Genomic DNA, 24,729 nt, shown 5'->3' with positions numbered 1-24,729 from the left:
AGCTCCAAAGAATAAATAAAAAGTGTAAGTATAATTAAGTTGTTTTCATAAGATTCCCCCAAATCTGAAAACTAAGTTAATTCAGCCCAGATTGATTTTGGGACAAATGACGGCGTTTTGTTTCATCTTGTTTTTATGAGATGAAACAAAGTATCGAAATGGGTCATGGATTGACAGTGAGTAAAAAATGAATTATGAATTCCTACTATTCGTAAATCACAATTCATTAATAAAATAAATTCGATAAAGTATGTATGTAATAAAAAGAGACGGCCACAAAGAACCTGTAATGTTTGACAAGATTACAGACAGAATAAAAAAATTATGTTACGGCTTGAACGAATTGGTAGATCCAGTTAAAGTGGCTATGCGTGTTATTGAAGGTTTGTATGATGGAGTTTCTACATCAGAACTGGATAATCTTGCGGCCGAAACTGCAGCTTCAATGACCATTGCTCATCCGGATTATGCACAATTGGCAGCTCGTATTGCAATATCAAATTTACATTCGAATACCAAAAAATCGTTCTCCGAAACGATGAATGAAATGTTTCATTACATCAATCCGAGAACCAACCAAGAATCACCATTGTTGTCCGAAGAGGTGCATCAAGTGATTATGGAAAATGCTGAGTTTTTAGATTCTCACATTATATACAACAGAGATTTTAACTATGATTATTTTGGGTTTAAAACTCTGGAACGTTCGTATTTGTTGAAAATAAACGGAAAAATTGTGGAGCGTCCGCAACACATGTTGATGCGTGTTTCTGTTGGAATTCACTTGGATGATTTGAAATCAGTAATGGAGACTTATGACTTAATGTCTAAGAAATTCTTTACCCATGCAACGCCTACGTTGTTCAATGCAGGAACTCCAAAACCACAAATGTCTTCTTGTTTCCTTTTGGCTATGCAAGACGATAGTATTGATGGAATATATGATACTTTAAAACAAACCGCCAAAATATCGCAATCAGCGGGAGGAGTTGGACTTTCTATTCATAACGTTCGTGCTACAGGTTCGTATATTCGTGGTACAAACGGTACTTCAAACGGAATTGTTCCTATGTTGAGAGTGTTTAATGATACTGCTCGTTATGTAGATCAAGGTGGTGGAAAACGTAAAGGAAGTTTCGCTATTTATATCGAAACTTGGCATGCGGATATCTTTGATTTCTTAGATCTAAAAAAGAATACTGGAAAAGAAGAAATGCGTGCTAGAGATTTGTTCTTTGCCATGTGGACATCGGATTTGTTTATGAAGCGTGTTCAAGAAGATACTACTTGGACTTTGATGTGTCCTAACGAATGTCCAGGTTTGTACGATGTGTACGGAGACGAGTTTGAAGCGATGTACATTGACTATGAAAACAGGGGAAAAGGTAGAAAAACCATCAAAGCGCGCGAATTGTGGGAGAAAATCCTAGAATCACAAATTGAGACAGGAACGCCTTATATGTTGTACAAGGATGCAGCCAATAGAAAATCAAACCAAAAAAACCTAGGTACCATTCGTTCATCGAATTTGTGTACTGAGATTATGGAATATACTTCTGCGGATGAGGTTGCTGTTTGTAATTTGGCTTCTATTTCTTTACCAATGTTCGTTGAAAACGGAAAATTCGATCATCAATTATTATACGATGTGACCAAGCGTGTGACACGTAACTTGAATAGAGTAATCGACAGAAATTACTATCCTGTAAAAGAAGCCGAAAACTCAAACCTTCGTCACAGACCAATTGGTCTTGGGGTGCAAGGACTTGCCGATGCTTTTATCCTATTGCGTTTGCCTTTTACAAGCGATGCAGCTAAAGTATTAAACCAAGAAATATTCGAAACCCTTTATTTTGCTGCCTGTACCGCATCTATGGAAATGGCAAAGGAAGAAGGAGCTTATTCTACTTTCAAAGGTTCTCCAATGTCAAACGGAGAGTTTCAGCACAATTTGTGGGGGTTGAAAGACGAAGAATTATCAGGAAGATGGGACTGGGCTTCGCTTAGAAAAGAAGTGGTAGAGCATGGTGTTCGTAATTCATTATTGGTTGCGCCAATGCCAACGGCTTCGACTTCTCAAATTTTGGGTAACAACGAAGCATTCGAACCATACACTTCAAATATCTATACAAGACGCGTATTGTCTGGTGAATTTATTGTGGTGAATAAGCATTTATTGCACGATTTAGTAAAACTAGGATTGTGGAATGACAACTTGAAACAAGAAATCATGCGTCACAACGGATCGGTTCAAAACATCGATGTGATTCCGCAAGATTTAAAAGAATTGTACAAAACCGTTTGGGAAATGTCTATGAAAGACATTATCGATATGTCTCGTCAAAGAGGGTATTTTGTAGATCAATCGCAATCTTTGAACTTGTTTATGCAAGACGCCAATTATTCAAAACTAACGTCTATGCATTTCTACGCTTGGCAATCCGGTTTGAAAACAGGGATGTATTATTTGAGAACCAAAGCAGCGGTTGATGCCATCAAATTTACATTAAACAATGATAAAAAAGAAGATACTCCAGTATCAGAAGCGATAGATGTTGAGGATTTCAAAGCGATGTTGCTCAAAGCACAAGCCGCAGATCCTGAAGATTGCGAAATGTGCGGAAGTTAAGTCATTGCGAGGAACGAAGCAATCACATTCCTATAAAACCATTTTGTTAGGGTTAACAAAATGGTTTAAAAAACAAAATAATTGCGCTATAATTAAAACAGCTATCGTTTTTGGTAGCTGTTTTTTGTTTAATTTGTTTTGTATGGAGCTAATCCCGCTTTCCGTTTCAATCTTTTTTATCTCGTTAGAAAAAAAAACAAGATAAAAAAGGATTTCCACTTCAAACGGGGCTAAAAGACATTCATTTTCATGAGTAAATTTGTTTAAATTTGTAGTATTCAATGTTAATAAAGGAATTATGGAAATTAAAAATTTATCTAAATACAGCAATGCAGAAAAAATTGTTCTTGCCGAGCAGTTATGGGACAGTGTTTCTAAGAAGGATCTAGAAATTTCTGATGATGTGGAAAGAGAATTAGATATTAGAATAAAAAATTTAGAAGAAGGGAAAACAGAATTATATACATGGGATGAGGTTAAAAGTCATTTAAAATCTATTCGATAGTGTATAAAATTCATTTCGTAAGAGAAGCATTATTTGATATTGAAGATATTGTTCTTTGGTATGAAGATCAAAGAATAGGGCTTTCCTATGATTTTGAACTTTGTTTGGAAGCAGGAATTGATGCTATTTTAAGAAATCCAGAAGTATTCCAAAAAAGGTATAAAAATATAAAAATACGGTTTATTTCAAGATTTCCTTATGGTATTCATTATAGATTTGAAAAAAACGAAATTATAGTTATTGGTGTTTTTCATACCTCTCGTTCTCCTAAAAATTGGTCCAAAAGACTAACTTTGTGAAGTTAAAATTTCTTTAAAAAACCAATCCCCTTGAGTTTATTATATTTTACAGACCGAAGCATTGTTCATCTTGAAGATGTAGTCTTCAATGATGCCGTTTCAGGGCAAATTAATCAGTTTTTGAAGGAATACCAATTCAAGCAAGTTTTGGAACAATATGAGTTGCCTGTAGTTAATAAAATACTGTTGCACGGCAAAACAGGCTGCGGAAAAACGATGACGGCCAAAGGTATTGCCAGAAAACTGGACAAAAAAATAATCATTGTCAATCTTTCCCGAATTGTATCTTCCAAGTTGGGGGAAACTTCCAAGAATATCGAAGGATTGTTCAAGGAAGTGCAATACGAAAGTTCGGTTTTATTCTTTGATGAATTTGATTCCTTAGGTCAGATTCGGGATTACGACAACAAAGACAGTACCGAAATGAAACGAGTAGTCAACTCGATTATTCAACTAATAGATAATTTCCCAAATCGATCGGTATTAATCGCCGCTACGAATCAAATCCAAATGATAGACGAAGCTTTAGTGCGTCGTTTTGAAATGCAACTGGAATTTACGGCTCCTTCCGCTGCGGTTTTGGATAGTTATTACGAGAAGTTACTCGCAAAATATCCCATAGAATTCCAAGAAGTGACTCGTATTTATAACGTTACTTTTGCGGAAGCGAAAAATCATTTACTCAAAGAAGTGAAAAACAATGTCATCCAAGCAGAGATTAAGAAGCAAAAGTAAAAGGCTTTGTGCTCTAAAAAAATCTTAGTTTTTTGATTAATAAATAACAAGACAATTGGTAGTTTCTTAATTCATAATTGTAAAATTAATTCCTTATATTTGAGGGGGTTATAGTTTTGGTATGTTTTGTTTATAGTATTAAAAACAGAAAATATGGAAAGTAAAAAAATTACAGTTACAGATGATTTATTGGCTTCAAGGGGACAGCGTTTGTCAAATTTAATCATGGACTTGGCGATAGGGTATGTGATTTGGATTACAGTCGGAACAACAATAGCCATATTTGCGGATGTTATCAATAGTTCTTTTCTGAAGATTTGGATTAGCGGTATGGGAAAATCGGAAAAAGGACTTTCTTTTGCCGTAATTGCTGGTTTTTACTATTATTTGACCGAGCTGTATTTCTCTCGTTCAATTGCAAAATTCTTGACCCAAACCTATGTGATTATGAAAGATGGTTCAAAACCCAATTATAAAACCATTTTGAAGCGTACACTTTGTAGATTCATTCCGTTTGAGGCTTTTTCTTTTTTGGGTGGAACCGCAGAGGGATGGCATGATTCTATGTCGGAAACTTATGTAGTCAAAAAACACGAATTTGAGAAAAAAAAGAGAATTATTATTTTGCCTTAATGGAATTGTAAATGAATGTTTTGAATAAGTAAAAACCCTAGTAAATTATAAAATCTACTAGGGTTTTTTAGTTATAAATTAAACTGTTGCATTAGTCTCAACAGTAACTCGCATTTCTTTGGCGGCAGCGACCATTTCGATTAAAGCTTTTTTGGTTTCTTCCCAATGTCTTGTTTTTAAACCACAATCTGGATTTACCCAAAGTTGGTCAACAGGAATAACAGCCGAAGCTTTTTCTAATAATTTCACCATTTCGTTACGTGACGGCACACGTGGCGAGTGAATGTCATAAACTCCAGGGCCTATTTCGTTCGGATATTTAAAATCGGCAAAAACATCCAATAATTCCATTTGCGAACGCGAACATTCTATGGTAATCACATCGGCATCCATATCGGCAATATTTTGGATAATGTCGTTGAATTCGCTGTAGCACATGTGGGTGTGAATTTGAGTGTCGTCTTTTACGCCACTGGCCGAAATTCGAAACGCTTTTATCGCCCAACCAAGGTAATTTGCCCATTCTTCTTTGCGCAACGGCAAGCCTTCACGAATTGCAGGTTCATCAATCTGGATGATTTTAATTCCTGCTTTTTCAAGGTCGGTAACTTCATCACGTATCGCCAAAGCAATTTGTGTACAGGTTTCAGAGCGCGGTTGGTCATTACGCACAAACGACCATTGTAAGATAGTTACTGGACCGGTTAACATTCCTTTTACCCATTTTGGCGTAAGCGATTGCGCAAATTCTGCCCATTTTACCGTCATCGGATTTGGTCTGGAAACATCACCATAAATTACAGGAGGTTTCACACAACGGCTACCATAACTTTGCACCCAGCCGTTTTTGGTAAAGGTAAATCCGTCCAATTGCTCACCAAAATATTCCACCATATCGTTGCGCTCAAATTCTCCGTGAACCAAAACATCGATTCCTGTTTCCTCTTGAAATCGAATCGTTTCTTCGGTTTCTTTTTGGAGTAAATCATTGTATTGTTCTTGACTTAAATCTCCTTTTTTGAACTTGGCTCTCCAACTGCGCACTTCGGTAGTTTGTGGAAACGAACCAATGGTTGTGGTTGGGAATAAAGGAAGATTCAATACGTCTATTTGTTTTTTTCTTCGAATAGCAAACGTGTTTTTACGTTTTGAATCATTTGCTGTGATTGAAGCTACACGGTTTTTCACAACAGAGTTGTGTATTAGTTTGGATGTTTTGCGGTTTTCATTGGCAACGGTATTTTCAATGAATCGCAGTGAACTTTCGGCTTCTTGCTCATTCGATGCAAAAGATTTTAGAAGCGTTACTTCCTCAATCTTTTGTTTGGCAAAAGCCAGCCATTGTTTGATTTCGGGAGTCAAGGTGTCGTCATTGGTTTCCAAATCCAAATTACACGGGCTGTGAATAAGCGAACAAGAAGGAGCGATCATAATCCTGTCTTCACCTAGAGCATCGATTGCTTTTTTGATAGTCGCTAGTGATTTTGTGAAATCATTTTTCCAAATGTTCCTTCCGTCAACAACACCGAGGGAAAGCGTCGTGTTTTTGGATAAAAGTTTAGATTCTAAAATATCATCCAACTGAGACGAGCAACGCACCAAATCCAAATGCAAAGTGTGTACAGGCAAAGCCAAAACAGTGTCCAGATTCTCTCCAAAACAGTCAAAATAATTAGCTAGAATTATTTTTATAGTTGGGAACTTTTTGTTGATTTCGTTGTAAACATAAGTAACGGCATTGCGTTCTTTGTCGGTCAAGTTCAAGGCCAAAAAAGGTTCGTCAAACTGAATCCATTCTGCACCTTCTTTTTCTAATGCGCTTAGAATGTCAAAATATACAGGCAATAATTTTTCGATAAGGTCAATTCTATGGAAACCTTCTTCTTTTTCTTTTCCAAGTAATAAATATGAAACAGGCCCGATAAGTACCGGCTTTGTTGCTATTCCTAGTTTTTTTGACTCGATGAATTCGGCAATTATTTTGGTCGAAAACAATTCGAATTTTTGGTTTTTTGTAAATTCAGGAACGATATAATGATAGTTGGTGTCAAACCATTTGGTCATTTCCATAGCCACCACATCTTGTCCTTCTTTTTGAGCGCCTCTCGCCATTGCAAAATACAAATCAAGGGAATTGTTTGTTCGGGCAAATTCGTGGTAGCGCTCTGGAATTGCGCCAAGGGTTAGTGTCAAATCCAATACTTGATCGTAAAGGGAGAAATCATTGGAAGGAATTAAATCAATTCCTTTATCCGCTTGCAATTGCCAGTTTTGTTTTCTAATTGCTGCGGCTGTGGACAAAAGTTCTTCTGCCGAAATTTTGTTTGTCCAATACAGTTCATTGGCTTTCTTTAATTCTCTGTTGCTACCAATTCTTGGGTAACCTAAATTGTTTGTTTTCATTTTCTGTCAGTATTTATTACTGGACAAAGTTATTGTATTGGAAAATTAAACTTAAATTAGCGTCTTAATTCAGTAAAATGATGTGTATTGGGTTGTTTTGACAGTAATCTGTCCGAAATAAAACTTTGTAATCGAATGCTGACGGTAAAAAAAACTATGGAAAATATTGACACTATCGATTTGCAAATCTTAAAACACCTGCAGGAAAACTCAAATATCAATACAAAAGAGTTGGCTAGTAAATTATTCCTCACGGTTACTCCAGTTTACGAACGCATCAAAAGACTGGAACGCGATGGCTATATTATGAAGTATGTAGCTCTATTGGACAAGAAAAAACTCAATCTCGGGATGACCGTATTTTGCAATGTTCGCCTCAAAGAACACGCCAGAAATGTGGGAAGTAATTTTGTAAAAGATATAGTGGCACTTCCAGAAATCATCGAATGCTACAACATTGCAGGGGATTATGACTTTATGTTGAAAATTCTGGTCGAAGATATGTCCAGCTATCAGGATTTTGTGATGAACAAACTCTCGACTATCGAGAATATTGGGAATACACAGAGTGTTTTCGTGATGGGCGAAATCAAGCACAGTACGGCATTGGCTATTTGATAACGCTAAATTGTTATTTTAGGATTTGATCTTAATGATTTTTCAATGCTGAAGAAAGTCTTAAAATAAAATGTATTTTTGGTTCTTTTAAATCTAAAATCAATTCCGATAGTTATCGGGACGTTAATCTACAATCATAAATCACAATGAACTGGGAGCAATTATTATCACTAAAACGACAAGGAGACACAGGTAAAAGATTAAGAATCGAGCAGGACGAAACCCGTTTGGGTTTTGAAGTCGATTATGATCGAATTGTATTCTCAGCAGCTTTTAGAAGTTTACAGGATAAAACACAAGTGATACCGTTGTCTAAGACAGATTTTGTACATACCAGATTGACACACAGTCTGGAGGTTTCGGTTGTGGGACGATCATTGGGACGATTGGTTGGAAAAAAAATCTTGGAGAAATATCCATATTTACAAGAAGTTCATGGGTATCAGATGAATGATTTTGGAGCTATTGTGGCGGCCGCATCTTTAGCACATGATATTGGGAATCCTCCTTTTGGACATTCTGGGGAGAAAGCGATAGGCGAATATTTTTCTATAGGAAACGGACAAAAATACAAAGATGGGTTAACCGATAAAGAATGGCAGGACTTAATCGATTTTGAGGGAAATGCCAATGGATTTTCGGTTCTCAATAGTTCCAGACCCGGTGTGGAAGGAAGTTTGAGATTGTCGTTTGCAACCCTTGGTGCTTTTATGAAATATCCAAAAGAGAGTTTGCCTAAAAAACCAACGCGAAACATTGCCGATAAAAAATATGGTTTTTTTCAAACCGACAAATCTTTTTTTCAGGAAGTCGCTTCAGATATGGGAATGATTGCCAATAAAACCGGTGATGATATTGGTTTTGAAAGACATCCGCTTGCTTATTTGGTAGAAGCCGCCGATGATATTTGTTACACCATAATTGATTTTGAAGATGGGATCAATTTAGGTTTGGTTTCAGAAGATTTTGCTTTAGAATATTTAATCAAATTGGTGAAAGACAGTATTGATACCTCAAAATATAAAACATTAGAAACTAAAGAAGATAGAATTAGTTATTTGCGTGCTTTGGCAATTGGGAGTTTAATCAATGACGCCGTAAAAGTTTTTGTTGAAAATGAAGAAGCGATTTTGAATGGACAATTCCCTTTTGCATTAACGGATAAAAGCAAATACAAGGCACAAATGGATGATATTATCAAAATTAGTGTCAAAAACATCTATCAAAGCCGTGAAGTTATAGAGAAAGAGATTGTAGGCTATCAAATTATACAAACCATATTGGACAAATTCATTACCGCTTTCAATAATAAGTATGAAGGGAAAATGTCTAATTATGATGGGTTAATATTAAAAATGTTACCCGAAAAGCATCATTTGGAGAAAGAGAATTTATACGAAAGACTACTTCATATTTGTCATTTTGTTTCTATGCTAACCGATGGGAATGCTTTATTGTTTTATAAGACAATAACCGCGGCAAAAAGTTAAATAATTAACTTTAAAGTCTGTTAAAGTTTTAAAAACGCAAAAAACGTTTAAATTTGTACGTAATAACCAACATTTAAACAAACTTAACCGATTTATGAAAAAAATTACTCTTTTGTTCTTTTATTTAATTCCTTTGCTTGCATTTTCACAATCAAATAAAGAAATAATTCAAAAACACTTAAATTCAAACACTGCTAAGTCGGGGCTTTCTGCAAGTGATGTGAATGATTGGATTATAGAAAGTGAAGGAACTACATCAAATTCGGCTATTACCAACTGTTATGTACTACAAAGATATAACGGTATTGAAATATTTAGATCTGTTTCCAATTTTTCAATAAAGAATGGACAGGTTGTGAATGCTGATAAAAAATTTGTTGCCAATGTGTCTAAAAAAGCAAGCGCTAAAAATCCTTCTCTTTCAGTAACTGAGGCGTTGAAAAAAGCTTATGAGCAATTAAAAATTTCACCGACAACTTCATTTGCTATTTTGGAGACGATAAGTAAATATAAGTTTGTAATTAGTAATGGGTTAGAGAAAGGAGAGCCTGTTTCGGCTAATTTAGTGTATTTTACAACCAAAGAAAAAACATTGGTTTTGGCTTGGGATTTTACTATAAATACTAATGCTCCAGAACACAAATGGAGTGTTCGTGTAGATGCACAGACCGGTAAGATTTTAGAAAAAAAGGATTGTATTATTTCTTGTAATTTTGATAAAAAAAAGCAAATTTCAGTAGTTGCTGCGGATGTTTTGGTAGACGCAAGTCCATTAACTTACAAGCAATTGTATTCAAAAAGAATTGCTGTGGTTAATGAGGGAACCTATAATGTAATTCCATTTAATTATGAAAGTCCCAATCATACTGCTAGAAAATTAATTTCTAATGCAGCCAATTCAACGGCATCACCTTTTGGATGGCACGATACGAATGGTGTTTTAGGTTCTGAATATACAATCACTAGAGGGAATAATGTTTGGGCACAAGATGATATGGATGGAGATAACGACACAGCAGGAACAAGTCCTGATGGAGGTGCTTCATTAGTGTTTGATTTCCCATATTTGGGAGCAAATGTTGCCGCTTCCAATTCATTAAATGCCGCCAATACTAATTTGTTCTATATGAATAATGTGATGCATGATGTATGGTATCAATATGGGTTTGATGAAGCCAATGGTAATTTTCAAAAAAATAATTATGGTAAAGGTGGTGCAGGTAATGATTTTGTACATGCTGATGCTCAAGATGGATCGGCTGCCAGTCCACAGAAGATGAACAATGCCAATTTTTCGTCTGGGAATGATGGAAGAAATGCGAGAATGCAAATGTTTTTATGGAATTATTCGCCTCCAATAAAACCTTTGATAGTTACTTCCCCTTCTTCTATAGCGGGGAGTTATGTAGTAAAGCAAAACGGGTTTAATCCTGGTCGTGTTGATTTGCCTGTTGCTCCGTCTTTTTTGCAATCTGATTTAGTATTGTATGTAAATGCTACCAATCCAGCCGATGAGGGTTGTTTTTCGCCAGCTAATGGAGCGGCTTTAAACGGAAAAATGGTAATACTTAGAAGAGGTGGTTGTAATTTTTCAGTAAAAGTTAAATTTGCTCAAGATGCAGGAGCAATTGCTGTAATCGTAGTGAATAATAAAGCTGGAGAAATCACCATGTCTGGTGCTGATGCAACCATTACAATTCCTGCTATAAGCGTAAGTCAAGAAGTTGGAGAATCGTTAATTGCGCAAATGCAAACACAAGCTGTTAACGTAAAATTGCAATTGGAGTCAAATCCTTTTGTGAATTCTGATGGAGATTTTGACAATGGAATAATTGCCCATGAATACGGGCATGGTATTTCAACTCGTTTAGCAGGTGGACGTAACAATTCAAGTTGTTTGGATAATACGGATCAAATGGGGGAAGGGTGGTCAGATTGGATCGCATTGATGATGCAATTAAAACCCGGAGATGTAGGTACAGCCAGAAGAGGCATTGGGACTTATGTTTCCAGTGAGCCTACCGATGGCCTTGGAATAAGGGATTATCCTTATTCTACCGATAAAGGGATAAATCCTATGACGTATGCCAATACCAACAAGTATCAATATAAGGATGAAGAAGGTGTAGAACAAACAGAAGAACACGGAACTGGTGCTGTTTGGGCTACTGTATTGTGGGACTTGTCTTGGGCTTATATCAATAAATATAGTTACGATGACAATAAATATAATGGAAAAGGAGGGAATAATAAAGTGATGCAAGTAGTGCTTGACGGGATAAAATTACAGCCCTGCAGTCCTACTTTTGTAAGCGGAAGAGATGCGATTATAGCCGCAGATCAAGCGATAACTGGCGGTCAGAATTTCTGTATGATTTGGGAAGTTTTTGCCGCAAGAGGGTTAGGGAAAAATGCTTCTGCTGGGGATGCGAATGTAGGAAATGATCAAGTTGAAGATTTCACAATGCCTAGTTGTGTACTTGCCGTAAAAGATTTTGAAAATGAAGAGGTGATGAAATTATATCCTAATCCGTCTAGTGGAATTGTAAATATACGGGTAAGCCAATATATTGGTAAGGTTTCAATACAAATTAATGACATTACGGGAAGGGTTGTTTACACTCTTAAAGATGCCGATTTTGAAAGCGAAAAAACCTTGGATCTAAGTTCTCTTGCCAAAGGGGTATACATTCTTACCATGAAAGGAGAAGGATTGAACTATGTTGAAAAAGTGATTATAGATTAGATATCATATTTTAGAATCAAAAAAGAGTCTAAATACAGGCTCTTTTTTGGTTTTAAAAAGTATATTCAAGACCAATTCCCAGAGCTTGTTTTAATTGAATTTTCGCCCCTTTATTTACAGACACACCATTTTCAACCTCTATGATTTCGATGTCCTCATCATATATTAAATGGAGCCCAATGTTTACTTTAACGTGTTGGTTAACTTTGAAATCTGCCAGAAATTGCCAATCAACATCGATGTTGCCAAAATTATGAAGGTAGTCCGTAAACAATATCAAACGGTTTTTTACTGTTATATTGGTGGCAATTTCTCTTTCGATATAATTCGTAACCAAAATACCGAGTTCAGTTTTAGATTTTCTCCCTTTGGAGATTAAATTCCCTTGAGAGTCATAAACGGCTTTCTTTACACCATAAGCACCTTGATTGGCCAAAGTTTGATCTAAAACTAGAGTGTTCTTGAAGGTCAATGGAGAAGCATAAAAATTAAATTTTTCGGCTTTATTAATGTATTCAGAACCTATTCCTAAAAAGGTGTAGGCTGGAGCAAATGGCTTTGAAATAGGTTTTTTGGTATTTGGATAATTATATCCATTCGAGAATTGGGTGTTAAAGTTGAATTTAGCCGAATGGTACCAATTCGATAAAGTGTCTTTTCTGTAGCCGTAAGTAGAGTTTATTTTAAAGACATCATCCGTTTTTCTGAGTTCAATTCCTTCTTGTTTGTTTAAGCCATATCTAAAAATAAGTTCATTTGACCAAACTTGATAATTATCTCTATAATCTCGTTTGATGTGTCCTTTTAGCAATCCGGTTATGGAGCTTGTTCCCCCGGCACTCCAGTTGACAAAGGCAATCTCTGCAATATCTATGCCGAGAGTGTTTTTGTTTGTCCAATGCGAAATGGTGTCATTGGATTGGCTTTTCGTAATGGTGTCAGAAGGGGAGTCCGGTAGACTTGTAATTATTTTAACTTGCGAGAAACTACATATAGAAAATAGTAAAAATAAAATTACATAGGGTTTGCATAAAAAGATCATAGAAGGATAGTGGTATTTTAAGGGCGCAAAATAATTAATTTCAATAACTTGAGAAAATTATTTTCAAACTATCAACGGATATTTTGCAATATTGTTGTAGTTCGTCGATGCTGCCTTGCTCAATAAATTCATCGGCAATGCCCAATATTTTTATTTTTGAGGTATAACTATAAGTTGCTGCAAATTCCGAAATTGCACTACCAAATCCCCCTTTTATTACCCCGTCTTCAACAGTAATTATAGTTTCGAATTGACTAAAAATAGAATGCAGTTCATTTTCGTCTAATGGTTTGATAAAAGCAAAATCATAATGGGCAAAATTCTCGGGATGTTGAATTTTGGCTAGAGCCAAAGAGACATTATTCCCAATAGTTCCAGTGGATAAAATGGCTGTTTTCAACCCTCTTTTGAGTTGCTTGGCTTTTCCAATTTCGATTTTTTCGTACTTACCGAAACGGGAGGTTTTCCAATTAACCGTAACCCCACGACCTCGTGGGTAGCGAATGGCAATAGGATGATTTATGCCTAATTGGGCAGTATATAAAATGTTTTGTAAATCAATTTCATTCAAAGGTGCATAAACAATCATGTTTGGTATGCAACGTAAATAAGCCAAATCAAAAACGCCGTGATGAGTAGCTCCGTCTTCGCCTACCAAACCAGCTCTGTCCAAACAAAAGATTACGGGTAAATTTTGCAATGCCACATCGTGAATCACTTGGTCGTATGCGCGCTGTAAAAAAGTAGAATAGATATTGCAATACACAATCATTCCCTGTGTGGCCATTCCGGCAGATAAAGTCACCGCATGTTGTTCTGCAATCCCAACGTCAAAAGCGCGTTTCGGGAAAACATCCATCATGAATTTTAGAGAACTTCCAGAAGGCATGGCTGGAGTAATCCCAACAATTTTTTCGTTCTTTTTGGCTAAATCCAAAATGGTTAAACCAAAGACATCTTGATATTTCGGCGGTAAATTTTCTTCCGATTTTATAATGATTTCACCAGTTTTAGCGTCAAATTTACCGGGGGCATGGTATTTCACCTGATTTTCTTCCGCTTGTTGGAGTCCTTTGCCTTTGGTGGTAATTAGGTGTAAAAATTTTGGCCCTTTTATTTTTTGCAAATGCTTCAATTCTTTTACCACGGCAAAAATATCATTGCCATCTATCGGTCCCGAATAATCGAAATTTAAGGACTTAATCATATTATTTTGCTTCGGGTTCTTTCCCTCTTTCACGGAAGTGAAATATTTCTTGAGAGCGCCTACACTAGGGTCTATCCCGATTGAATTATCATTGAGAATGACCAATAAATTAGCATCAGTAACACCGGCGTGATTTAAACCTTCAAACGCCATTCCTGAGGCTATTGAAGCATCACCAATAACCGCAATGTGCTGTTTTTCGAAATCTTCTTTTAAATTGGAAGCAATCGCCATTCCAAGTGCTGCTGAAATAGAAGTAGAGGAGTGGCCTACGCCAAAAGTGTCATAAATACTCTCACTTCTTTTTGGAAAACCAGAAATGCCTCCCAATTGTCTGTTGGTATGAAAAACGGTTCGTCTCTCTGTTAGAATTTTATGCCCATAAGCTTGATGACCCACATCCCATACCAATAAATCTTCGGGTGTGTTAAAAACATAATGCAAAGCAATCGTGAGTTCCACCACACCAAGACTGGCGCCAAGATGACCTTCTTTGGTGGCGACAATATTGATAATAAAATCACGTAATTCTTGAGCCAATTGGGGAAGTTGCGCTTCATCAAGTAAGCGTAAATCGATTGGGGAATGGATATGTTCGAGTAAGTTGCTTTTCATTATAGTTTAAAAAGCGAATTTACGGTTTTGTTTTCTATTTTTGTATTTCAACTTAATAATTCCATTCGTGGGACTTTGGGACTTATGGAAAACATTTTTACGGACGAATACTTTATGAAGAAAGCTTTGCAGGAAGCTGAAATGGCCTTTGATAAAGGTGAAATTCCTGTGGGAGCCGTTATTGTGGTTAATAATACCGTTATTGCCCGAAGCCATAATTTAACCGAATTGCTCAACGACGTTACCGCTCACGCCGAAATGCAAGCCATAACCGCGGCTGCCAATTTCCTTGGCGGAAAATACCTCAAAGATTGTACGTTGTATGTTACACTTGAACCTTGCCAGATGTGTGCAGGCGCTTTGTATTGGAGTCAGATTACTAAGATAGTTTACGGAGCGAGCGATGAACATCGTGGTTTTATGAAAATGGGAACCAAATTACATCCTAAAACCGTTGTTGTTCATGGGGTTATGGCTAATGAAGCAGCTGATTTGATGAAGCGGTTTTTTGTCGAGAGAAGGAAATAAACCTGTTAAAAGGAATGTCGTAATTAATTCGCTTCCCTCACAAAAAGACACAAAAAAACCGCCAATCTCACGAAAGGCGGTTGTTTCTATTTTATTCTTTAATAACATTTCCTTTTTTATCATAGAAATGATATTCTAGATACGTGTAAGCGTCACGTGGTATGATTTTCACCCATTTTTTGTATTCAAAAAACCATTTTGAACGCAATGATGGAAAACCTTTACTGAGGTATGCAGCCACGAACGGATGTACATTAAGCACTACGTTTTTGTGGGTTTTTAAAACTCTTTCTAGATCGGAAGCAATTCTGTCAATGATCAATATTGGCGCTTCAATTTCGCCATGCTCATTGTTAGGATCTTCTTCTCTAGTTTTAATGTTAACTTCTGGTCTTACGCGTTGTCTGGTAATTTGGACTAGCCCAAACTTACTCGGTGGTAAGATTTTATGTTTCGCTTTATCATCGCTCATTTCTTCTCTCAAGAAGTCGAACAAAACTTTACGATTTTCGGGATTAGACATATCGATAAAATCAACTACAATTATTCCACCCATATCACGAAGACGCAATTGTCTCGCTATTTCGGCGGCAGCAATCATATTAACTTCCATGGCTGTATCCTCTTGGTTGGTAGCTTTATTAGAACGGTTTCCGCTGTTTACGTCTATAACGTGCAAAGCTTCAGTGTGTTCAATAATAAGATAAGCCCCTTTACTCATGGAAACTGTTTTTCCAAAGGAAGTCTTGATTTGTCTCTCTATATTGTATTTCTCAAAAATAGGCGTATCATTTGACTGATAGAACTTAACAATTGATTGTTTGGATGGTGCAATCTCTTGCAAATAATCCTTTGTTTGGTTGTACAACTCTTCATCATCAATCTGAATACCGCTAAAGGTATCATTAAATACATCTCTTAATATCGAAGAAGCTCTGTTGAGCTCTCCCAATACCTTGGATGGATGATGAGCAGTTGGTAATTTTTTACACATTGCATTCCATCTGCTGAGCAGGTTCTGCAAATCTTTTTCTAATTCTTCTGTATTTTTGCCTTCGGCTACTGTGCGAACAATAACACCAAATCCTTTTGGTTTGATGGATTGTACGAGTCGTTTCAAACGTTCCTTTTCTTTTTTGTCTTCTATTTTTTGTGAAATAGAAACACGATCAGAAAACGGAACCAAAACAATAAATCGTCCGGCTAGAGAAAGCTCTGCGCTAATTCTAGGTCCTTTGGTAGATATTGGTTCTTTGACGACTTGTACCAAAACAGATTGATTGGCGCTTATTACATCCGTAATAGTACCATCTTTATCTATTTCTTTTTCAAACTGAAAGTTTTTTAGGGAGAAATCTTTTATTTTACCTGCGCTTACAAGTTTTATGAATTTCAGTTGGGAAGCTAAGTTAGGTCCTAAATCGTGATAATGTAAAAAGGCATCTTTTTCGAAGCCTACATTTACAAAAGCAGCATTAAGTCCAGCAACGGGTTTTCTTATTTTGGCAATAAAAATATCACCTACTTGAAAGTTGCTTTTCTCTTCTTCTTTGTGTAATTCAATTAGTTTTCCATCTTTTAATAAGGCAAAATCTACGAAATCAGAACTAGATCGAATGATTAATTCTTTATTCATTTGTAAATTTTTATCTGTATTTTTAGATAAAAGAGAATAGATGAAGAGGATAGATTTTTAAAATTCTAAATTCTAAATTCTAAAATCTGAAATCTTATTTACAGATGGATTAAACAATAATTTAACAGGTATTGTACCCGGAGAGTAGAAGACTTTAAGATAATAGATTAATAGATAATAGACTTTTCAGTCTTTTATCTATTCGTCTTTCATCTATTCGTCTTTTTCTCAATTTCAATGAACTTAAAAAAGAAAAAAGTAGTTTAAAACTACTTTTTCTTTTTGTGACGGTTAGCTCTCGCTCTTTTTTTACGTTTGTGCGTCGCTACCTTATGTCTCTTTCTTTTTTTACCACTTGGCATATCTTATAGATTTTATGATTAATTAATAGTGTTATTTTGCTTCGTTGTTAATTTTTACTCCTTCTACAAATACTTTTGCAGGTTTGAAAGCAGGAATATTGTGTGCAGGAATTTTGATTGTGGTATTTTTAGAAATATTTCTTCCTGTTTTTTCAGCTCTTGTTTTTACAATAAAGCTTCCAAAACCTCTTAAGTAAACATTGTCTCCAGTTTCAAGTGAGTTTTTTACTTCGTTCATAAAAGTCTCAACTGTTGCTTGAACATCACCTTTTTCAAGACCTAATTTTTCTGAAATTTTCGCTACGATATCTGCTTTCGTCATTTTCTTTCCTTTTTATTATGTTGTAATAATTTTTTTGAGGTTGCAAATATATGAATTTAAAAAACAATTAATCAACCTAATTCGTTAAAATTTAATTACATAAACAATTACTTTTGTTTTTTAATATTTTACAATGAATTTTTATAACACGTTAAACAAGTGGTATTTACAAAACAAAAGGGATCTTCCTTGGCGAAATACGACCGATCCATACCCCATTTGGCTCTCCGAAATCATGCTGCAACAGACAAGAGTGGCGCAAGGAACGCCTTATTTTTTGTCTTTCACCACAGTTTTTCCAACTGTTTTTGACCTCGCAAACGCGAGCGAAGAGCAAGTTTTAAAACTTTGGCAAGGTCTTGGCTATTATTCTCGGGCCCGAAATTTGCATAAAACAGCCCAAACCGTAGCTCACGAAATGGGAGGTATTTTTCCGGATAATTACACCGATTTATTAAAGTTAAAAGGGATTGGCGAATACACCGCCGCGGCAATTGCCTCTTTCTCCTATAATGAGTGTGTTCCCGTGGTCGATGGTAACGTATTTCGGGTTTTGTCGCGCTATTTTGATCTAGAAACCGATATTGCCCAAGCTTCGGCCAAAAAAGAATTTGCTGCCTTGGCTTTCGAACTTATGCCAAAAGCTAATCCCGCACAATTCAATCAAGCGATAATGGAATTTGGTGCCCTGCAATGCGTTCCCAAAAGTCCCAATTGCTCTATTTGTGTGTTCAACAGCAGTTGTGCGGCTTTGCAAAAAAACAAAGTCGATCAATTGCCCGTAAAATCGAAGAAGCTCAAAGTCAGAAATCGCTACTTTAATTATATAGTAGCCGAAGACGATTTGCAGCATACCATCATCCAGAAACGCACCGCCAAAGGAATTTGGCACAATCTATACGAATTTCCATTAATCGAAACCGATACTGTTGAAGATTTTGATTGTATTTCCAGGCATATTCAGAAAGACTTTTTCCAAGAAAATGAAATTGTAAGTCTATTCGAATACAATTCCGAAAGCATAGTGCATAAACTCTCACACCAACATTTATACATCAAGTTTTGGAAAGTGAGTCTGAAAGGAACCGTCCAAAATGGAATCAACCTTGAAACCGTCAAAACATTCCCATTCCCCATAGTGATTCATAATTTTATAGAAGATAAATTGTAAAGTCTTTTGGGGGTAACCCTATAAAACAACGGGCCTACTTTTAGGAACGCGTATTCGGCCCATTGTTTTATAGCGTCGGGCTATCCACGCTACTTCGGTAGCTAGTTTCTATCCCTTACCCAAGCGGTAAAACGAGGTGTTTGTTGAATTTAAGAAGCAGCCCCAAGCAAAAGCTTTATACTTAAATGAACTTATATTTCTTACATGGTTCAAAATTTATTTTTGGAGGTAGAAAGCAATTCAATTTGTTAAATAAAAACTAAACCGCTTTGATTGTTAAGTAGGATATTTCTATCTTTCAAACATGAAAAAAATCTTTACTTTGAAAAAAATCATCCTTCTATTATGTCTGCATTGCGGATTAGTAACATTTGCACAAACCAATCCTTTAATTGTTCCTGTAAATGTCGTTTTGCCAAAAGACACTTTGGTTGCCAAACAATTGGTGAAATCATTAAATGGCTTTTTGAGTCAAAAAGAAAGTCCTAATAAAGAGAATGTTTTTGTCTTGAAAGAAGACTTGCTGGAAACGTCAATTCTTCTTGACGAAATGAAAGGAATCGAGAAAAGCGGAAAATACAAAGACAATAACTTCTACAAAGGCTATTTGACTAATGTGGTGCAAGTCGATAAAACTAATTTTATCATACAGTTATCTTATATAGGCGTAAATGAAAACACGCCTATTTTGGCCGCTAGTTTTGAAGTTTTAGCCAAGTATATGGATGATAAATTTTATTTCTTGTCGCCTTTACAACGCAACACCCTTTCTTGGCAAACCAAAAAAATAGGGAATTGTACCTTTCATTACAAAAACACCCTAAATACCAAAGTCGCTACCGAATATATAAAGGATGTGGCTCTTTTTGATAAAAAGCTAGAGGCTCCACAAGACAATATCGTTTGGTATGGCTGTAATGATTTGCCAGACGTACTGCAAAGCATAGGTGTTTTGTATAAACTGGAATACAATGGTCGCTCCGTAAGTACTTTTAATGCCAATGAAAACAAAACTACTTTGTTGGTTAACGGTACTTATAATACAAGTTTTAACAGTTTTGATCCGCACGATTTATGGCACGAAAGAGCACGAAATGCAATTCCAAGAAACACGATCAACAAACCGGTTGATGAGGGATGCGCCTATCTTTATGGAGGAAGCTGGGGAATTAGTTGGCAACAAATCCTGAAGACGTTCAAAGAAAAAGTAGCTTCGAATCCCAAAACCGACTGGCTTGCTTTGTTCGATGGAAAGCAATTGAATTTTGGAGAAAGTATGGAAAAGCATTTAATGGCTGACTATGTTGTAAATGCCCTAATCGTTGAAAAAATAGAAAAAGAAAAAGGATTTTCGGCTGTAAAAGAATTGCTTGGTTGTGGAAAATACGAGAAAGGGAATGAAAATTATTTTAAAGTGCTGGAGAAATTAACGGGAATCAACAGAGCTAACTTTAATGAAAGTGTTTGGGCGTTAATTAAAAAAAGCGGGAAGTAGTTTTGTTTTCTGTTTAATCGATTAATTTGCGTCTTTGTCTTGATGACTCAATGTTGTTAAGCTAAGGGTTTTGTGCTAGGGTTTTACTGAATTTGTCTCTCGCAAAGGCGCGAAGACGCAAAGGAAACGGTTGTGAGTTTTGCGACTTTGCGGCTTTGCGCGAAAAAACAGGCTTAATGGCATTGTTCGATTGTTATCGAGATTGTGGCAAAAAGTAATTTAGTCTTGCTGTATAGATGCAATTATTTCTAGAAATCCAATAAAAATAGTTTTCAAAAAAAATGTACCTTTGATAGAAATACCACCAAATCATGAACGGAACATTAAATAAAGTAATGCTTATAGGTTATCTAGGCGATGATGTCAAAATGCATTATTTTGAAGGCGGAAACTGCATTGGAAGATTTCAATTGGCAACAAATGAAGTGTACGTCAATAAAACCACCAACGAAAAAATTACGTCTACCGAATGGCATAATCTTGTGGTACGCAATAAAGCTGCCGAAATTTGCGAAAAATACCTTTCGAAAGGAGATAAAATTTACGTAGAAGGGCGTATCAAATCGAGACAATGGCAAGCCGAAGACGGCTCCACCAAACATACAATGGAAATTCAAGTAACCGAGTTTACCTTTTTGACAACAAAAAAAGATTCGGAAAACAATAAAATATCAGATTCTTCTGGAACGACAAAAAACACTAACTTTGACGCTCAAAATAAAGACTTGCCAATCAATGATTTGCCGTTTTAATTGTTTAACTAATTTATTATAATTTGGACCCAGAGCCCAGTTTAGAGATTACTTCACTTATAGATACCAATTTAGTCTTTGGTTTTATTGGGATATTTATTTTGTTGTTTTGTTCAGCAATAGTTTCAGGAGCTGAAGTGGCATTGTTTTCTTTGTCGCAAAAGGATATTGATGAAACGATTCAGGATAATGCTTCAAAAGGAAAAATTATTTCTCAGCTTTTGGAAAAGCCTAAAAAATTGTTAGCCACACTACTTGTAGCCAATAATTTTATCAATATAGGTGTTGTGATTTTGTTCTCTTTTGTTGGGAAAGATTTATTTTCCGCCATTACATCTCCTATTTTAAAGTTTACTACCGAAGTAATTTTGGTGACCTTTTTGTTGTTGCTTTTTGGTGAAGTATTGCCAAAAGTATATGCCAGTAGGAATAACGTAAAATTTGTCAAATTGATTGCTTATCCAATTTCGGGTTTAGACAAAATACTGTCTCCGGTTAGTTTGCCTATGCGTTCTGCAACTATTTATTTGCAAAATAAATTAGGAAAGCAAAAAACGAATTTTTCTGTAGATCAATTATCCCAAGCATTAGAATTGACTGCCATTGATGAAACATCTACAGAGGAGCAAAAAATTCTGGAAGGGATTGTCTCATTTGGAAATACGGATACCAAACAAGTAATGAGCCCGAGAATAGATGTTTTTGCTTTAGAAATATCAGAAACATTTGAGGCTATTTGCTCCAAAATAATTGAAAAAGGGTTTTCTAGAATTCCAGTTTACCGAGATAATATAGACCAAATAGAAGGGGTTTTATTTGTCAAAGATTTGTTGCCATATATTAATAGCACAGAATTTGACTGGACAGCCTTAATACGGGAGCCTTTCTTTGTTCCTGAAAATAAAAAGTTAGATAATTTGTTAAAGGATTTTCAGAGTATGAAGAGTCACTTGGCGATTGTGGTTGATGAATATGGGGGGACATCGGGATTGGTTTCGCTGGAAGATGTTATCGAAGAAATTGTAGGGGACATTAGTGATGAATTTGACGATACACCTGTTAATTATTCTCAAATAGACGATAAAAATTATATTTTTGAAGGGAAAATAAATCTTAAGGATTTCTACCGGATTATTGAAGTTGATGAAGATTTATTCGAAGAAAAAAAAGGAGAGGCAGAGACGTTAGCTGGATTCATTCTTGAAATTTTAGGTAATTTTCCGAAAAAAGGACAGAAGATAACTTTTGAAAACTGCCTATTTATCATTGAATCCGTAGATCAAAAACGGATCAAACAAATTAAAGTAACGTTTGAATAAAATTAAAATGCTTAAAAAAACGATTGTAATAGTTACGCTTTTCACATTATTTTTTGCCGTATTTGGATGTAAAGATGATGTATTGCCAAAGCCGGCCAGTTATTTACGCCTGGATTACCCAGAAGCAGAGTATGTGGATTTTAAGGGAAATTGTCCTTTTGTTTTTGAAATGAATTCAAAAGCAGTGATCAAAGAAGATAAGAATTGTGGGTTTTCGATCAATTATCCCAAAATGAAAGCGACTATTTACCTGACCTATAAACCAGTGAATAATGACATCAAAAAGTTATTGAAAGACGCTCAAAAATTGACTTACGAGCACGTTATAAAAGCAGATGATATTCTGGAGCAACCCTTTATAAATCCAGATCATAAAGTGTACGGGATGTTTTATCAAGTAGATGGAAATGCAGCTACCAATTCTCAATTTTATGTTACCGATAGTATTAAGCATTTTGTAACGGGTTCGGTTTATTTTTATGCCAAACCCAATTTTGATTCCATTATGCCTGCGGCGAGTTATATAAAAAATGATATGCAGCGCCTGATGGAAACTTTGAAGTGGAAGTAATAGAGTAAAAAATGCTTGCCAGAAATAGTTTCTAGCAGACGAAATGGCTCACGGATTATACGGATCAAACTGATTAGCGCGGATTTTAGATACGATTGTAAACATTGATTCGTTCTGAGATACCGATAAAAAAAGCATTCGCCCAACGACGAATGCTTTTTTTGTATAGGAAATCTGTCTGTTTACGACTTCATATTCGAAACCTTGTATGTCTTTCCGTCTCCGGTAGCTTGAACCACTTTGGTTAAGCTTTCTGGAGTTTGAACGGTTTTGTCAAAAGTTACGGTAGCCAGTTTTTTGTCAAAATCTACTTTGGCAGTTTGTACACCGTCTAAGTCTGTTAATTCTTCTTGTATGGTTTTGGCACAACCGATGGTGCAAGTCATTCCTTCTACAGTAAAGCTTGCGGTTTGAAGATTTACGGCTGCAATTTCTTTTTTAACTTTTGGTGCTGCAGTTTCCTTTGAAGCAGTTTCTGGTTTTACTTCTGCCTTGTTGTCTTTACAGCTTGCAAAAAGTAAGCCTGAAAGCGCTATAATTGCGATTGATTTTGTAAAATTCATTATAATAAGTTTTTAAGTTTCGGATGTTGGATTGCAAAATTAATAAAAAAAGCAGCTGTAGTTTCTAAATTTATTACAATTTTGCATCAAAATAGCGTTTATGATGTCAAAGCAGTTGAAGTGGGTTTATTTGACGGTGCTTGCCTTAATTTGGGGGAGTTCGTTTATATTGATAAAAAAGGGTTTAATCGGATTGACCGCTTTTCAATTGGGGTCTTTGCGAATTATTTTTGCGGCTCTTTTTCTGCTTTTAATTGGGTTTAAAAGTTTGGTTAAAATCCCACGCCATCAATGGAAATTTGTTGCATTGACTTCTGTATTTGGAACGTTTATACCGGCTTATCTTTTTGCTATTGCACAAACCCAAATAGATAGTTCGGTAAGCTCAATTCTTAATTCGCTGACACCGTTAAATACATTAGTGCTTGGAGCTTTGGCTTTTGGATTGCAGTTCAGAAGGAATCAGGTTTTTGGAGTACTAATTGGTCTAATAGGGAGTGCTTTGTTGATTTTGAATGGTGCGATTCATCATCCGGAACAAAATTATTATTATGCGATTCTGGTTGTCATAGCCTCTGTGTGTTATGCTACAAATGTCAATTTGATTAAAAGATTTCTGCCAGATTTGAGTCCGTTAAGCATTACCACCGGAAATTTTGCGGTATTGCTTGTGCCGGCTTCTTTAATTTTATTTTTCACCGGATTTTTTGATGTAATCCATGCTGTTGAGGTGCAACATTCCCTTTTGTTTATATTGGTTTTGGGAGTGTTAGGTACCGGAATTGCGAATATTATTTTCTTTAAGCTGATTCAGATTTCATCGCCTGTTTTTGCTACATCGGTTACCTATTTAATTCCTGTTGTGGCTTTCTTTTGGGGGTTGTTGGATAATGAAATGCTCACGTTTGTTCAGTTTATTGGTGCTTTTGTAATTTTGATTGGGGTTTATTTATCAGCTAAAAAGTAGTTCCCTAAATTTTAGATTGAAGATTTTAGATTTTAGATTGGGTGCACGACAAAAACCTTCTTTAAAAAAACTAAGAAATGCAATTTGTCGTGCACCCTTTTAAATTTAGTGTTGGTAAATA

The 24,729-nt window shown here is 35.8% G+C and carries 21 protein-coding genes; 15 read left to right on the top strand and 6 right to left on the bottom strand.

The genetic code is table 11. The features are described from left to right. Nucleotides 1-250 precede the first annotated feature (250 nt). The 5 genes from DB891_RS05995 (at nt 251) to DB891_RS05970 (ending at nt 4,801) form a co-directional block, all read left to right on the top strand. Nucleotides 251-2,629 carry a ribonucleoside-diphosphate reductase subunit alpha gene (locus tag DB891_RS05995; RefSeq protein ID WP_116761590.1) on the top strand — a complete coding sequence of 793 codons (2,379 nt, stop codon included), beginning with the start codon at nt 251-253 and terminating at the stop codon, nt 2,627-2,629. A gap of 298 nt (nt 2,630-2,927) precedes the next feature. Continuing rightward, the gene (locus DB891_RS05985; RefSeq protein ID WP_116761586.1) at nt 2,928-3,134 is read left to right on the top strand and encodes an addiction module protein; all 207 of its coding nucleotides are present in this window, start codon (nt 2,928-2,930) and stop codon (nt 3,132-3,134) included. After that, nucleotides 3,134-3,433: a type II toxin-antitoxin system RelE/ParE family toxin gene (locus DB891_RS05980; RefSeq protein WP_189337107.1), complete on the top strand. Its 300-nt coding sequence runs from the start codon at nt 3,134-3,136 to the stop codon at nt 3,431-3,433. Before DB891_RS05985 ends, DB891_RS05980 begins: the two co-directional genes overlap by 1 nt. A 30-nt stretch (nt 3,434-3,463) precedes the next feature. After that, nucleotides 3,464-4,168, top strand: a complete 705-nt coding sequence (locus DB891_RS05975; protein WP_116761582.1) for an AAA family ATPase — start codon at nt 3,464-3,466, stop codon at nt 4,166-4,168. A gap of 153 nt (nt 4,169-4,321) precedes the next feature. Beyond that, nucleotides 4,322-4,801: an RDD family protein gene (locus tag DB891_RS05970; RefSeq protein ID WP_116761580.1), complete on the top strand. Its 480-nt coding sequence runs from the start codon at nt 4,322-4,324 to the stop codon at nt 4,799-4,801. A gap of 78 nt (nt 4,802-4,879) precedes the next feature. Here DB891_RS05970 and metE read toward each other — a convergent pair whose 3' ends face one another. Then, entirely contained in the window at nt 4,880-7,204 is a 2,325-nt protein-coding gene (gene metE, locus DB891_RS05965) for a 5-methyltetrahydropteroyltriglutamate--homocysteine S-methyltransferase (protein ID WP_116761578.1), read from the bottom strand. A gap of 156 nt (nt 7,205-7,360) precedes the next feature. On the opposite strand from metE, the gene DB891_RS05960 reads away from it, so the two are divergent. The 3 genes from DB891_RS05960 (at nt 7,361) to DB891_RS05950 (ending at nt 12,058) form a co-directional block, all read left to right on the top strand. Next, the gene (locus tag DB891_RS05960) at nt 7,361-7,822 is read left to right on the top strand and encodes an Lrp/AsnC family transcriptional regulator (RefSeq protein WP_116761716.1); all 462 of its coding nucleotides are present in this window, start codon (nt 7,361-7,363) and stop codon (nt 7,820-7,822) included. Nucleotides 7,823-7,968: 146 nt separating this feature from the next. Then, nucleotides 7,969-9,312: a dGTP triphosphohydrolase gene (gene dgt / locus DB891_RS05955; RefSeq protein ID WP_116761576.1), complete on the top strand. Its 1,344-nt coding sequence runs from the start codon at nt 7,969-7,971 to the stop codon at nt 9,310-9,312. A gap of 94 nt (nt 9,313-9,406) precedes the next feature. Then, the gene (locus DB891_RS05950; protein ID WP_116761574.1) at nt 9,407-12,058 is read left to right on the top strand and encodes a T9SS-dependent M36 family metallopeptidase; all 2,652 of its coding nucleotides are present in this window, start codon (nt 9,407-9,409) and stop codon (nt 12,056-12,058) included. A 52-nt stretch (nt 12,059-12,110) separates the two neighbouring features. Here DB891_RS05950 and DB891_RS05945 read toward each other — a convergent pair whose 3' ends face one another. After that, the gene (locus tag DB891_RS05945) at nt 12,111-13,100 is read right to left on the bottom strand and encodes a DUF3078 domain-containing protein (protein ID WP_116761572.1); all 990 of its coding nucleotides are present in this window, start codon (nt 13,098-13,100) and stop codon (nt 12,111-12,113) included. 40 nt (nt 13,101-13,140) lie between these two features. Then, entirely contained in the window at nt 13,141-14,922 is a 1,782-nt protein-coding gene (locus DB891_RS05940; protein ID WP_116761570.1) for a 1-deoxy-D-xylulose-5-phosphate synthase, read from the bottom strand. 84 nt (nt 14,923-15,006) lie between these two features. Between DB891_RS05940 and DB891_RS05935 the strand changes: the two genes are divergently transcribed. After that, nucleotides 15,007-15,450 (top strand): nucleoside deaminase, encoded by a 444-nt coding sequence (locus tag DB891_RS05935; protein WP_116761715.1) that lies wholly within the window; start codon nt 15,007-15,009, stop codon nt 15,448-15,450. Between the two features lie 91 nt (nt 15,451-15,541). On the opposite strand, the gene DB891_RS05930 is transcribed toward DB891_RS05935, so the two are convergent. Continuing rightward, a complete protein-coding gene (locus DB891_RS05930; RefSeq protein ID WP_116761568.1) occupies nt 15,542-17,086 on the bottom strand; it encodes an Rne/Rng family ribonuclease in 1,545 nt (514 codons plus the stop codon). A 393-nt stretch (nt 17,087-17,479) separates the two neighbouring features. Next, nucleotides 17,480-17,770 (bottom strand): HU family DNA-binding protein, encoded by a 291-nt coding sequence (locus DB891_RS05925; RefSeq protein WP_016989051.1) that lies wholly within the window; start codon nt 17,768-17,770, stop codon nt 17,480-17,482. A 133-nt stretch (nt 17,771-17,903) separates the two neighbouring features. Here DB891_RS05925 and mutY point away from each other — a divergent pair, with 133 nt between their 5' ends. From mutY to gldD, 5 genes are all read left to right on the top strand, one after another. Further along, nucleotides 17,904-18,941 (top strand): A/G-specific adenine glycosylase, encoded by a 1,038-nt coding sequence (gene mutY / locus DB891_RS05920; protein WP_116761566.1) that lies wholly within the window; start codon nt 17,904-17,906, stop codon nt 18,939-18,941. A gap of 304 nt (nt 18,942-19,245) precedes the next feature. After that, on the top strand, nt 19,246-20,436 hold the full coding sequence (locus DB891_RS05915) for a hypothetical protein (RefSeq protein ID WP_116761564.1): 1,191 nt from the start codon (nt 19,246-19,248) through the stop codon (nt 20,434-20,436). A 311-nt stretch (nt 20,437-20,747) separates the two neighbouring features. Further along, nucleotides 20,748-21,188, top strand: coding sequence for a single-stranded DNA-binding protein (locus DB891_RS05910; RefSeq protein WP_116761562.1), 441 nt, complete (start codon nt 20,748-20,750; stop codon nt 21,186-21,188). A gap of 23 nt (nt 21,189-21,211) precedes the next feature. Beyond that, nucleotides 21,212-22,507, top strand: a complete 1,296-nt coding sequence (locus DB891_RS05905) for a gliding motility-associated protein GldE (protein ID WP_116761559.1) — start codon at nt 21,212-21,214, stop codon at nt 22,505-22,507. Nucleotides 22,508-22,514: 7 nt separating this feature from the next. Beyond that, nucleotides 22,515-23,078, top strand: a complete 564-nt coding sequence (gldD, locus tag DB891_RS05900) for a gliding motility lipoprotein GldD (RefSeq protein ID WP_116761557.1) — start codon at nt 22,515-22,517, stop codon at nt 23,076-23,078. A gap of 182 nt (nt 23,079-23,260) precedes the next feature. Here gldD and DB891_RS05895 read toward each other — a convergent pair whose 3' ends face one another. Then, nucleotides 23,261-23,641, bottom strand: coding sequence for a heavy-metal-associated domain-containing protein (locus DB891_RS05895; RefSeq protein ID WP_116761555.1), 381 nt, complete (start codon nt 23,639-23,641; stop codon nt 23,261-23,263). A gap of 100 nt (nt 23,642-23,741) precedes the next feature. On the opposite strand from DB891_RS05895, the gene DB891_RS05890 reads away from it, so the two are divergent. Further along, on the top strand, nt 23,742-24,608 hold the full coding sequence (locus tag DB891_RS05890; RefSeq protein WP_116761553.1) for a DMT family transporter: 867 nt from the start codon (nt 23,742-23,744) through the stop codon (nt 24,606-24,608). The last annotated feature ends 121 nt before the right edge of the window (nt 24,609-24,729 follow it).

The sequence above is a fragment of the Flavobacterium laiguense genome (assembly GCF_003097655.1).
In the GTDB taxonomy this organism is placed as follows: Bacteria; Bacteroidota; Bacteroidia; order Flavobacteriales; family Flavobacteriaceae; genus Flavobacterium; species Flavobacterium laiguense.
The sequence above is the reverse complement of the archived record's forward strand: the minus strand, read 5'-3'. Positions and strand labels throughout refer to the sequence as shown.

Excerpts from the sequence above, each read along its gene's own strand:
- DB891_RS05950 (WP_116761574.1), top strand. The coding sequence starts at position 9,407 with ATGAAAAAAATTACTCTTTTGTTCTTTTATTTAATTCCTTTGCTTGCA.
- DB891_RS05960 (WP_116761716.1), top strand. The coding sequence starts at position 7,361 with ATGGAAAATATTGACACTATCGATTTGCAAATCTTAAAACACCTGCAG.
- DB891_RS05970 (WP_116761580.1), top strand. The coding sequence starts at position 4,322 with ATGGAAAGTAAAAAAATTACAGTTACAGATGATTTATTGGCTTCAAGG.
- DB891_RS05930 (WP_116761568.1), bottom strand. The coding sequence starts at position 17,086 with ATGAATAAAGAATTAATCATTCGATCTAGTTCTGATTTCGTAGATTTT.
- DB891_RS05910 (WP_116761562.1), top strand. The coding sequence starts at position 20,748 with ATGAACGGAACATTAAATAAAGTAATGCTTATAGGTTATCTAGGCGAT.
- DB891_RS05940 (WP_116761570.1), bottom strand. The coding sequence starts at position 14,922 with ATGAAAAGCAACTTACTCGAACATATCCATTCCCCAATCGATTTACGC.
- DB891_RS05945 (WP_116761572.1), bottom strand. The coding sequence starts at position 13,100 with ATGATCTTTTTATGCAAACCCTATGTAATTTTATTTTTACTATTTTCT.
- DB891_RS05895 (WP_116761555.1), bottom strand. The coding sequence starts at position 23,641 with ATGAATTTTACAAAATCAATCGCAATTATAGCGCTTTCAGGCTTACTT.
- mutY (WP_116761566.1), top strand. The coding sequence starts at position 17,904 with ATGAATTTTTATAACACGTTAAACAAGTGGTATTTACAAAACAAAAGG.
- DB891_RS05995 (WP_116761590.1), top strand. The coding sequence starts at position 251 with ATGTATGTAATAAAAAGAGACGGCCACAAAGAACCTGTAATGTTTGAC.
- DB891_RS05925 (WP_016989051.1), bottom strand. The coding sequence starts at position 17,770 with ATGACGAAAGCAGATATCGTAGCGAAAATTTCAGAAAAATTAGGTCTT.
- dgt (WP_116761576.1), top strand. The coding sequence starts at position 7,969 with ATGAACTGGGAGCAATTATTATCACTAAAACGACAAGGAGACACAGGT.
- DB891_RS05890 (WP_116761553.1), top strand. The coding sequence starts at position 23,742 with ATGATGTCAAAGCAGTTGAAGTGGGTTTATTTGACGGTGCTTGCCTTA.
- DB891_RS05915 (WP_116761564.1), top strand. The coding sequence starts at position 19,246 with ATGAAAAAAATCTTTACTTTGAAAAAAATCATCCTTCTATTATGTCTG.
- gldD (WP_116761557.1), top strand. The coding sequence starts at position 22,515 with ATGCTTAAAAAAACGATTGTAATAGTTACGCTTTTCACATTATTTTTT.
- DB891_RS05985 (WP_116761586.1), top strand. The coding sequence starts at position 2,928 with ATGGAAATTAAAAATTTATCTAAATACAGCAATGCAGAAAAAATTGTT.
- DB891_RS05935 (WP_116761715.1), top strand. The coding sequence starts at position 15,007 with ATGGAAAACATTTTTACGGACGAATACTTTATGAAGAAAGCTTTGCAG.
- metE (WP_116761578.1), bottom strand. The coding sequence starts at position 7,204 with ATGAAAACAAACAATTTAGGTTACCCAAGAATTGGTAGCAACAGAGAA.